This window comes from Azospirillum sp., assembly GCF_050789165.1.
This window is the reverse complement of the sequence record NZ_JBOZRT010000150.1, coordinates 24,347-33,310: the sequence shown is the minus strand read 5'-3', so window position 1 is coordinate 33,310 and position 8,964 is coordinate 24,347. Positions and strand designations below refer to the sequence as shown.

Annotated in this window: 14 protein-coding genes; 13 read left to right on the top strand and 1 reads right to left on the bottom strand. The window is 69.8% G+C overall.

All coding sequences use genetic code 11. The features are described from left to right. The 13 genes from rfaD to ACRWK7_RS31085 form a co-directional block, all read left to right on the top strand. The coding region (gene rfaD, locus ACRWK7_RS31145) for an ADP-glyceromanno-heptose 6-epimerase (protein WP_431861097.1) at positions 1-798 on the top strand (798 nt) is incomplete at its 5' end. An 11-nt stretch (positions 799-809) separates the two neighbouring features. Next, positions 810-1,616, top strand: a complete 807-nt coding sequence (lgt, locus tag ACRWK7_RS31140; protein WP_431861095.1) for a prolipoprotein diacylglyceryl transferase — start codon at positions 810-812, stop codon at positions 1,614-1,616. Then, positions 1,613-2,725, top strand: coding sequence for a class I SAM-dependent methyltransferase (locus ACRWK7_RS31135; protein WP_431861093.1), 1,113 nt, complete (start codon positions 1,613-1,615; stop codon positions 2,723-2,725). Before lgt ends, ACRWK7_RS31135 begins: the two co-directional genes overlap by 4 nt. Positions 2,726-2,778: 53 nt before the next feature. Further along, entirely contained in the window at positions 2,779-3,030 is a 252-nt protein-coding gene (locus tag ACRWK7_RS31130; protein WP_431861091.1) for a type II toxin-antitoxin system CcdA family antitoxin, read from the top strand. Continuing rightward, positions 3,030-3,338, top strand: a complete 309-nt coding sequence (locus ACRWK7_RS31125) for a CcdB family protein (protein ID WP_431861089.1) — start codon at positions 3,030-3,032, stop codon at positions 3,336-3,338. The genes ACRWK7_RS31130 and ACRWK7_RS31125 overlap by 1 nt, the downstream gene beginning before the upstream one ends. 91 nt (positions 3,339-3,429) lie before the next feature. Further along, positions 3,430-4,197, top strand: coding sequence for a peptidoglycan editing factor PgeF (gene pgeF / locus ACRWK7_RS31120; RefSeq protein WP_431861087.1), 768 nt, complete (start codon positions 3,430-3,432; stop codon positions 4,195-4,197). A gap of 11 nt (positions 4,198-4,208) precedes the next feature. Then, positions 4,209-4,634, top strand: coding sequence for an acyl-CoA thioesterase (locus ACRWK7_RS31115; protein ID WP_431861085.1), 426 nt, complete (start codon positions 4,209-4,211; stop codon positions 4,632-4,634). A gap of 141 nt (positions 4,635-4,775) precedes the next feature. Further along, positions 4,776-5,195: a bacteriohemerythrin gene (locus ACRWK7_RS31110; RefSeq protein ID WP_431861083.1), complete on the top strand. Its 420-nt coding sequence runs from the start codon at positions 4,776-4,778 to the stop codon at positions 5,193-5,195. Between the two features lie 165 nt (positions 5,196-5,360). Then, positions 5,361-6,293: a ribose-phosphate pyrophosphokinase gene (locus ACRWK7_RS31105; RefSeq protein WP_431861081.1), complete on the top strand. Its 933-nt coding sequence runs from the start codon at positions 5,361-5,363 to the stop codon at positions 6,291-6,293. 4 nt (positions 6,294-6,297) lie between these two features. Continuing rightward, on the top strand, positions 6,298-6,792 hold the full coding sequence (locus ACRWK7_RS31100; RefSeq protein WP_431861080.1) for a YbaK/EbsC family protein: 495 nt from the start codon (positions 6,298-6,300) through the stop codon (positions 6,790-6,792). Positions 6,793-6,839: 47 nt separating this feature from the next. Beyond that, complete coding sequence (locus ACRWK7_RS31095; RefSeq protein WP_431861078.1) at positions 6,840-7,514, top strand: TetR family transcriptional regulator; 675 nt, start codon at positions 6,840-6,842, stop codon at positions 7,512-7,514. A 123-nt stretch (positions 7,515-7,637) separates the two neighbouring features. Continuing rightward, entirely contained in the window at positions 7,638-8,084 is a 447-nt protein-coding gene (locus ACRWK7_RS31090) for a phasin family protein (RefSeq protein WP_431861076.1), read from the top strand. An 88-nt stretch (positions 8,085-8,172) separates the two neighbouring features. Beyond that, positions 8,173-8,523 (top strand): tRNA-binding protein, encoded by a 351-nt coding sequence (locus ACRWK7_RS31085; RefSeq protein ID WP_431861074.1) that lies wholly within the window; start codon positions 8,173-8,175, stop codon positions 8,521-8,523. 14 nt (positions 8,524-8,537) lie between these two features. On the opposite strand, the gene ACRWK7_RS31080 is transcribed toward ACRWK7_RS31085, so the two are convergent. Further along, positions 8,538-8,894, bottom strand: coding sequence for a hypothetical protein (locus ACRWK7_RS31080; protein ID WP_431861073.1), 357 nt, complete (start codon positions 8,892-8,894; stop codon positions 8,538-8,540). Positions 8,895-8,964: the final 70 nt, after the last annotated feature.

Sequence of the window (8,964 nt, the reverse complement as noted above, 5' to 3'; positions counted from 1 at the left end):
GCCGCCGAGATCGACGTGGTCTTCCACATGGGCGCCATCTCCGCCACCACCGAGCGCGACGTGGACAAGATCGTCGCCAACAACGTGGCGCTGTCCATGGACCTGTGGACGTGGTGCGCGTGGCGGGGTGCCCGCTTCATCTACGCCTCCTCGGCTGCCACCTACGGCGACGGCGCCCAGGGCTTCGTCGACGACGGCTCGATCGAGGCGCTGGCCGAGCTGCGACCGCTCAACCCCTACGGCTGGTCCAAGCACGTCTTCGACCGCCGCGTCGCCCGCGCCGTGCTGGACGGCGAGACGGCGCCGCCGCAGTGGGCGGGCCTCAAGTTCTTCAACGTCTATGGCCCCAACGAGACGCACAAGGGCGACATGATGAGCGTCGTCGCCAAGCTCTACCCGACGCTGGCGGCGGGCGAGACGGCGCGGCTGTTCAAGTCGCACCGCGACGGCGTTCCCGACGGCGGGCAGAGCCGCGACTTCATCTGGGTCGGCGACGTGGTGGACGTCATGCTCTGGCTGCTCGACCACCCGGAGGTGTCCGGCCTGTTCAACGTCGGCACCGGCAAGGCGCGCAGCTTCAAGGACCTCGCCGAGGCGACCTTTGCCGCGTTGGGGCAGGCGCCGCGGATTGAGTACTTCGACATGCCCGAGCATCTGCGCGACAAGTACCAATATTTCACCGAGGCGAGCACCGATCGCCTGCGCGCCGTGGGCTACGACGCGCCGTTCACCGAACTGGAGGAAGGCGTGCGACGCTACGTGCAGGACTACCTGTCGCAGCCGGATCCGTACGCCTGACGGGAGTCAGCATGCTCGCCATTCCTTTTCCCGCCATCGATCCGGTCGCCGTCTCGGTCGGGCCGATCGCGGTGCGCTGGTACGCGCTGGCCTATCTGGCCGGCTTCATCCTCGGCTGGCGCTACTGCCTCAGCCTCGCCCGCGCCAACCCGGGCCGGCCGGCGCCGGACGACTACGACGAGTTCCTGACCTGGGCGGTGCTCGGCGTCATCCTCGGCGGGCGCCTCGGCTACGTGCTGTTCTACAATCTGCCCTATTACCTCCAGGACCCGCTTGAAGCGCTTGCGGTGTGGCACGGCGGCATGTCGTTCCACGGCGGCACGCTGGGCGTGGTGGCGGCAATCCTGCTGTTCTGCTGGCGGCGCGGGCTGTCGCCCTTCGCCTTCGCCGACCTCGTCTGCGCCGCGGCGCCCATCGGGCTGTTCTTCGGCCGCATCGCCAACTTCATCAACGGCGAGCTGTACGGCCGCCCGGCCCCGGACGTGGACTGGGCGGTGGTGTTCCCGCGCGACCCCCTCCAGGTGCCGCGCCATCCCAGCCAGCTCTACGAGGCGGCGCTGGAGGGCGTGCTGCTGTTCGTGATCCTGGCGGTGGTGGTGCGCAGCCCGGCGGTGCGGGCGCGGCCGGGCATGACCGCGGGCCTGTTCTTCATCGGCTACGGCCTCAGCCGCATCGTCGCCGAGTTCTTCCGGGAGCCGGACCCGCAGCTTGGCTTCCTGTGGGGCGGCGCCACCATGGGGCAGCTGCTCTCCATCCCGATGGTGCTCGTCGGCCTGTGGATGGCGCTGCGCCGCCCGCGCCGCCCGGTGCCCGCGTGAGCACCGCCGACACGCTGGCGCGCGCGCTGGCCCGCCGCATCGCGCTGGAGGGGCCGCTGACCGTCGGCGCCTTCATGGCCGAAACGCTGGGGCATCCGCGCTTCGGCTACTACATGAAGCAGGACCCGTTCGGCGCCGCCGGCGACTTCGTCACCGCGCCGGAGGTCAGCCAGATGTTCGGCGAGCTGATCGGCCTGTGGTGCGCCGACGCGTGGCAGCGCCTGGGCGGGCCGCGGGAGATCCACCTGATCGAACTGGGCCCCGGCCGCGGCACGCTGATGGCCGACGCGCTGCGCGCCGCGGCGATCCTGCCGCCGTTCCGCGCCGCCGCGCGCGTGCACCTCGTGGAGACCAGCCCGCACCTCCGCGAGCGCCAGCGCGCCGCGTTGGGCGCGGAGCCGACTTGGCACGACCGCCTCGACGACGTCCCGGACGGCCCGAGCCTCGTCATCGCCAACGAGTTCTTCGACGCCCTGCCGATCCGTCAGGTGCAGCGCACCGTGCACGGCTGGGCCGAGCGGCTGGTCGACCTCGACCCCGACGCCCCGGACGAGGATCCGCGCTTCCGCTTCGTGCTGGAACTGGGCCGCAGCCCCGGCCGCAACCTCGTGCCGGAGGGCCTGCGCGAGTCGCCGGTCGGCAGCATCGTCGAGGTGTCGCCGGCCAGCCAGTCCGTCGCCCGGCTGCTGGGCGAGCGTCTGGCGGCGCACCCCGGCGCCGCGCTGGTCATCGACTACGGCTACGGGCACGGCCCGGCGGTGGGCGACACCCTGCAGGCGCTGCGCAAACACGCCTTCGTCCCGGTGCTGGAGTCGCCCGGCGACGCCGACCTGACGGCGCACGTCGACTTCGCCTCCCTGGCCGCCGCCGCCCGCGACGGCGGCGCCGAGGCGTACGGCCCGGTCACCCAGGGCGAACTGCTGCTGCGCCTCGGCATCCAGCAGCGCGCCCAGGTGCTGAAGCGCAGCGCCACGCCGAAGCAGGCCGCCGACATCGACTCCGCGCTCGGCCGTCTGGTGGACGGGGAGGGGATGGGCACCCTGTTCAAGGCGCTGGCGCTGGCCAGCCCCGGCTTCGGTCCGCCGGCGGGGTTCGAGGGGGTGAGTTGACGCATGCGCATGTGCATGCGCATATCTGTCTGATGGATCCTGTGGAGGACGGTATGGCCCCGGACGATTTGTTCGACGCTGGCGCCCCGCGACGGCCGACCAACGTCACGCTCAACGCCGACCTCTTGGACAAGGCACGGGCCTGCGGCATCAACGTGTCGCGCGCATGTGAAGAGGGTCTGGCGCAGGAACTCGCCCGCGCACGCGCCGAAGCGTGGAAGTGTGAGAACCGGGAGGCTATCGAGGCCGCAAACGCGTATGTTGCTGCGAAAGGGCTTCCCCTGGCGCGGCACCGCCGGTTCTGATGGCTCGCTACGACGTTTTCGCGAATCCGGACGCCGGCAGCGACGCCATTTTCCTGCTCGATGTGCAGTCCGACCTCCTGGACGGATTGGACACGCGCATGGTGGTGCCGCTGCTGAGAGTCGTCGCCTATTCCAAACCGGCGCGGCGCCTGCACCCGATATTTTCTGTGGCGGGTGAGAGTGTGGTCATGGCGACTCACCTCATGGCCAGCGTCCATCGCGGCGAACTGACCGACCGTATTGCCAATCTCGCCAACGAACACGACCGGATCCTGGAGGCTCTTGATCTCCTGTTCCAAGGCTTTTGACGCACGCCTCAAACCGTTGACCCATCGAACGGATGGACAGAACGCCGCCGAAACGGCAGGTTAGCTTCCCCATTCCCGACGCAGACGCACCATGATCACCCTCGGCGCGCTCAACGACCTCAACGGCATCCGCCACGCCTTCTTCACCCGCGAGGGGGGCGTGTCCACGGGGCTGTACGCCTCGCTCAACTGCGGCCTCGGCTCCGGCGACGATCCGGCGGCGGTCGCGGAGAACCGGGCACGCGCCGCCGGGCGCATGGGCGTGAAGCCGGAGCGGATGGTCAGCCTCTACCAGATCCACAGCGCCACCTGCCTGGTGGTCGATCAGCCCTGGGCGCCGGACCAGCGGCCGCAGGCCGACGCCATGGTGACCCGCACGCCGGGACTGGCGCTGGGCATCCTCACCGCCGACTGCGCGCCGGTGCTGTTCGCCGACGAGCGCGCCAAGGTGGTCGGCGCCGCGCACGCCGGCTGGAAGGGCGCCCGCGGCGGAGTCGTCGAGGCGACCATCGAGCGCATGATCGAGCTGGGCGCCAAGCGCGAGCGCATCGTCGCCGCCGTCGGCCCGTGCATCGCCATGCGCTCCTACGAGGTGGGGCCGGAGTTTCCCGGCCCGATCCTCGCCGAGGACGACCGCAACGGCGACTTCTTCGCGCCGTCGCGTCGCGAGGGGCATTTCCTGTTCGACCTCGCCGGCTACGTCGGCCACCGCCTTGCCAAGGCGGGGGTGGAGGTGGTGGCGCGCTGCCCCAACGACACGCTGGCGGAGGAAAGCCGCTTCTTCAGCTACCGCCGCGCCTGCCTGCGCGGCGAGACGGACTACGGCCGCGGCCTGTCCGCCATCGCGCTGCAGCCGTGAGGACCCCCGCCATGGACCGTCTCGTGCAGGCCCGTACGGTGAAGTGGGGCGACTGCGACCCCGCCGGCATCCTCTACACGCCGCGCGTCTTCGACTACATCACCGAGGCGGTGGAGGCGTGGTTCAGCCACGTCGGCGGCGCGTCCTGGACGGAGCTGATCGCGGCGGGGCAGGGCGCGCCCACCGTCCACACCGCGGTGGACTTCCGCACGCCGATGGAGCCGGGACTGCGCCTGAACGTCTCGGTGCTGCTGGAGACGCTCGGTGGCTCCAGCCTGGGATTCCGCGTCCTCGGCGACGGCGAGGACGGCACGCGCTATTTCGAAGGCAAGCTGGTCTCTGTCGCCATCGACTTCGCGACGCGCCGCTCCATCCCGATCCCGCCCGCGCTGCGCGCCCGCGCCGAGGCCTACGCCGCCGCCCACGGCGCCGAATAAAGTCAGCAAGGCGCACTGTTGACATCTTAAGCTGATTGCCAAGCCCCCTTCCGCGGTTCATGATCGGGAGGCGCAAACGCGCCGAGTCGGGGATCGGGCGTACCCCGTCGGTGTGGTCCGGCGGCCGAGCGGAGGAGGGCCATGGTTCTCGACTGGCGCGAGGAGATGAACATCGACCACGGTGGTCTCGACTCCGACCACCACGAGCAGCACGACCTGATCCGACGCTTCGTCGCCACGCCGGGCAGCGAGGAGCAGCGCGACGCAGCCCTCGACGTGCTCTACGCGCTGCGCCGCCAGACGATCCGTCACTTCGCCCGCGAGGAGCGGGTGCAGGCCTCCATCCGCTTTCCCCACATCGCCGAACACCAGGCGCAGCACGCCCGCCTGCTGGAGCTTCTGAACGAGCTGATCGAGCAGGTGGAGGCGCGCGAGTCCGCCTTCGACTTCGGCTACGTCAAGCGCAAGGCGGACGAGGTGCTGCAGTTCTGGTTCCTCGACCACTTTGCCAAGGCGGACCTCAAGCTGCGCAATTATCTGTCCAGGTATACCCCGCGCTGAGTGCAACGGACCCCTGCGCGGCCTGTTTACGACGAGCGTCATAGAACGTTTACAGGGGTGCGACCCTTTGTTATGGTCCCGCGCGTTTTTCGGGGGGTGCAGCCGGGGCCATGAGGGCCGTCCGCCGCACCCGATGCGAACCTCCTTCAGAGAGAGCCGATTGCGATGAAGGTGCTTGCCGGCAACAGCAACCGTCCGCTTGCCGAAGCCATTTCCACGTGCCTGGGTGTTCCGCTGGCGAAGGCGAGCGTCCGGCGGTTCTCCGACATGGAGGTGTTCGTCGAGATCAACGAGAACGTCCGCGGCGAGGACGTCTTCGTGATCCAGTCGACGTCCTTCCCGGCGAACGACAACCTGATGGAGCTGCTGGTCACCATCGACGCGCTGCGTCGTGGCTCGGCCCGGCGCATCACCGCGGTGATCCCGTACTTCGGCTACGCCCGCCAGGACCGCAAGACCGGCCCGCGCACGCCGATCTCGGCCAAGCTGGTGGCCAACCTGATCACCCAGGCCGGCGCCAACCGCGTGCTGACCATGGACCTGCACGCCGGCCAGATCCAGGGCTTCTTCGACATCCCGCTCGACAACCTGATGGCCGCCCCGGTGTTCGAGAAGGACATCCGCACCGCCTTCGGTGACGACGAGCTCACCATCGTGTCGCCCGACGTCGGCGGCGTGGTGCGCGCCCGCGCGCTGGCCAAGCGCCTGGACGCCGACCTCGCCATCATCGACAAGCGCCGCGAGCGCGCCGGCGTGTCCGAGGTGATGAACATCATCGGCGAGGTGCAGGGTACGCGCTGCATCCTGGTGGACGACATCGTCGATTCCGGCGGCACCCTGTGCAACGCCGCGGTCGCGCTGATGGAGGCCGGGGCCAAGTCGGTCGGCGCCTACGTCACGCACGGCGTGCTGTCGGGCGGCGCCGTCGCCCGCATCGCGGTGGCCCCCATCGAGATGCTGGTCTCCACCGACAGCATCCAGGCGACGGAGGCGGTGCGCGTCAGCCGCAACATCCGCCAGCTCACCATCGCCCCGCTGATCGCCGAGGCGATCATGCGCATCAGCGAAGAGCGTTCGGTCTCCAGCCTGTTCTCGTAAGGCCATGACCACGCTCAGCCCGGCCCTGAGTCCATCGGCCGCCCGCGTCCAGTCCATTCTGGACGCGATCGGCCTCGGGCACCGCGTGCTTGAGCACGAGGCCAGCACCCGCACCTCCGACGAGGCGGCGGCCGCGGTTGGCTGCACGGTGGCGCAGATCGCCAAGTCGCTGATCTTCCGGGCGAAGGAGTCCGGCACCCCGGTGCTGGTGATCGCCAGCGGCGCCAACCGCGTCAACGAGAAGGCGGTGGGTGCTCTGATCGGCGAGAAGATCGAGCGCGCCGACCCCGACTTCGTCCGCGAGAAGACCGGCTTTGCCATCGGCGGCGTCCCGCCGCTGGGCCACGCCGTGCCGCCGCTGGTGCTGATCGACGACGACCTGATGGCGCTGGGCGAGATCTGGGCGGCGGCGGGCACGCCCAACGCGGTGTTCCGCCTCACCCCGGACCAGCTCGTCAGCATGACCGGCGGGCGCGTCGCGGCGGTGAAGAAGGACTGACGTTCCGTTTTTTGGCCGTCATCCCCGCCTTCGCGGGGATGACGAAATTGAAGCGGCGCGGGCCGGGCGGCAGCACCTTGCAGCGGCCGCGCTTCGACCGCACATTCACCTCCATGGACGACCTCTCCCGCACCATCCTCGACCGCGCCATGGACCTCGCGTCCGAGCGCGGCTGGCGGCGCACCGGGCTGGCCGACGTGGCGCGCGCCGTGCCGGTGCCGCTCGGCGAGCTGTACCGCCGCTTCCCGACCCGCGCGTCGCTGCTGGCCGGCGTCGCCGAACTGGCCGACGCGGCGGTGCTCGGCGACGACACCCCGCCCGACCTGTCCGAATCCGCCCGCGACCGGGTGTTCGACGTGATGATGCGGCGTTTCGACGCGCTGGTGCCGTACCGCGCCGGACTCGCCGCCGTTGCCCGCGACCTGCCGCGCGAACCTCTGACCGTGTTCGCCTTCTCCAGCGCCTACGCGCGCTCCATGGCCTGGATGCTGCGAGCGGCCGGGGTGGACCCGGACGGGCGGGGCGGCGGGGCGCTGGTGGCGGGGCTGGGCGCGGTGCACGCCCGGGTGATGCGCACCTTTCTGAAGGACGACACCGCCGACCTCGCGCGCACCATGGCCGCCCTCGATTCCGAGTTGCGCCGGGCCGAGTCCTGGGCCAACTCGCTGCGCCGCCCCAAGGCGGAAAAAACCGCGGAACCGGCGGAGACCCCGGCCGGTTGAAGGTGGAGCGGTGCGGCGTCTTGTATGTTGCGCTGCAGCAGGCCCTTGATTAAGGTGTGGGCACTTCCACTCACGCCCTGCTGGCTGCATGGCAGCCGGGCCGGACCTACTCGGGGATGAAACATGGCCACCAAGCCGACCGGTAACCCGTTCTTCGACACGGATTTCTCCAAGGTGCTGGGCGATCTTAAGCTCCCCGGCGTCGATGTGGACTCGATCATCGCCACCCAGCGCAAGAACATCGAGGCGGTGACCGCCGCCAACCAGCTGGCCATCGAGGGCCTGCAGGCCGTGCTGCGCCGTCAGGCCGAGATCCTGCGCCAGACCCTGGAGGAGGCCGGCACCGCCGCCACCGAGGTGATCGCCGCCGGCTCGCCGGAGGACAAGGCCGCCAAGCAGGCCGAGCTGGTCAAGGCCGCCTTCGAGCGCTCGCTCGCCAACATCCGCGAGCTGAGCGAGATGGTCGCCAAGTCGAACACCGAGGCCGCCGACGTGCTCGCCAAGCGCGTGTCGGAGAGCCTGGACGAGGTGAAGAGCGCCATCGCCGGCGCCAAGAAGGCGCGCAAGTAAGCGTCCTTCCCTTCGGGAACCGCAAGGGGCCGCTCCGCACCGGAGCGGCCCTTTTGCGTTTCCGGGGTGCCGTGGTAGCGTGGCGCCCATGACGGACACCCCGACGACCATCACCTACGACGATTTCCTCAAGGTCGACATCCGCGTCGGCACCATCACCGCCGCCGAGCCGTACCCGGAGGCGCGCAAGCCCGCCATCAAGCTGATCGTCGACTTCGGGCCGGAGATCGGCGCCAGGCGCAGCTCGGCGCAGATTGTCCGCCATTACGCGCCGGACGCGCTGGTCGGCCGGCAGGTGCTGGCGGTGGTCAACTTCCCGCCCAAGCAGATCGGCAAGTTCCGCTCCGAATGCCTGGTGCTGGGATTGCCGGACGCGGAGGGGGAGGTGGTGCTGATCGGCCCCGGCCAAGCGGTGCCGGACGGCGGCCGGCTGTTCTGAGGCCGGGCGCCCGTTCAGGCCGGCTCGCCGCCGAACAGCACGGTGTCCAATTGTTCGCGGATCGCCTGGGACACGTCGTTGCCGACCTTCTCCAGGGCCAGCGCGATCCCGGTGTAGACGCGGGCGGCCTCCGGCGCGGCGGGATTGCTGCCGAGGATGATGTCGCGATAGCCGATGAGCTTCCCGACGGCGTCGGCGACGACGTGGCTGTCGCAGTACTCCGAGACCATCTCGCAGTGGGCGATCATCGCCTCCAGGTCGGTGACCATCCGCAGACGCGTGCATTCGAGCCGTTCGAGCAAAGGAATGCTCTCGGCGCTCCCGTTGGCGCTCTTCGACAGCCAATCCTTCATGTCAATGATGTCAGCCATCGATGGGCCTCGGTGTGCCGGTCCCGGGAGCGGTCTGGCTGACAATGTTAGCTATATAGTTCGAGTCCAA

Coding starts and splice junctions, on each gene's coding strand:
- ACRWK7_RS31100 (WP_431861080.1), top strand. CDS start 6,298: ATGACCACGCTCAGCCCGGCCCTGAGTCCATCGGCCGCCCGCGTCCAG.
- ACRWK7_RS31105 (WP_431861081.1), top strand. CDS start 5,361: ATGAAGGTGCTTGCCGGCAACAGCAACCGTCCGCTTGCCGAAGCCATT.
- ACRWK7_RS31110 (WP_431861083.1), top strand. CDS start 4,776: ATGGTTCTCGACTGGCGCGAGGAGATGAACATCGACCACGGTGGTCTC.
- ACRWK7_RS31090 (WP_431861076.1), top strand. CDS start 7,638: ATGGCCACCAAGCCGACCGGTAACCCGTTCTTCGACACGGATTTCTCC.
- ACRWK7_RS31125 (WP_431861089.1), top strand. CDS start 3,030: ATGGCTCGCTACGACGTTTTCGCGAATCCGGACGCCGGCAGCGACGCC.
- ACRWK7_RS31130 (WP_431861091.1), top strand. CDS start 2,779: ATGGCCCCGGACGATTTGTTCGACGCTGGCGCCCCGCGACGGCCGACC.
- ACRWK7_RS31080 (WP_431861073.1), bottom strand. CDS start 8,894: ATGGCTGACATCATTGACATGAAGGATTGGCTGTCGAAGAGCGCCAAC.
- ACRWK7_RS31115 (WP_431861085.1), top strand. CDS start 4,209: ATGGACCGTCTCGTGCAGGCCCGTACGGTGAAGTGGGGCGACTGCGAC.
- ACRWK7_RS31085 (WP_431861074.1), top strand. CDS start 8,173: ATGACGGACACCCCGACGACCATCACCTACGACGATTTCCTCAAGGTC.
- lgt (WP_431861095.1), top strand. CDS start 810: ATGCTCGCCATTCCTTTTCCCGCCATCGATCCGGTCGCCGTCTCGGTC.
- pgeF (WP_431861087.1), top strand. CDS start 3,430: ATGATCACCCTCGGCGCGCTCAACGACCTCAACGGCATCCGCCACGCC.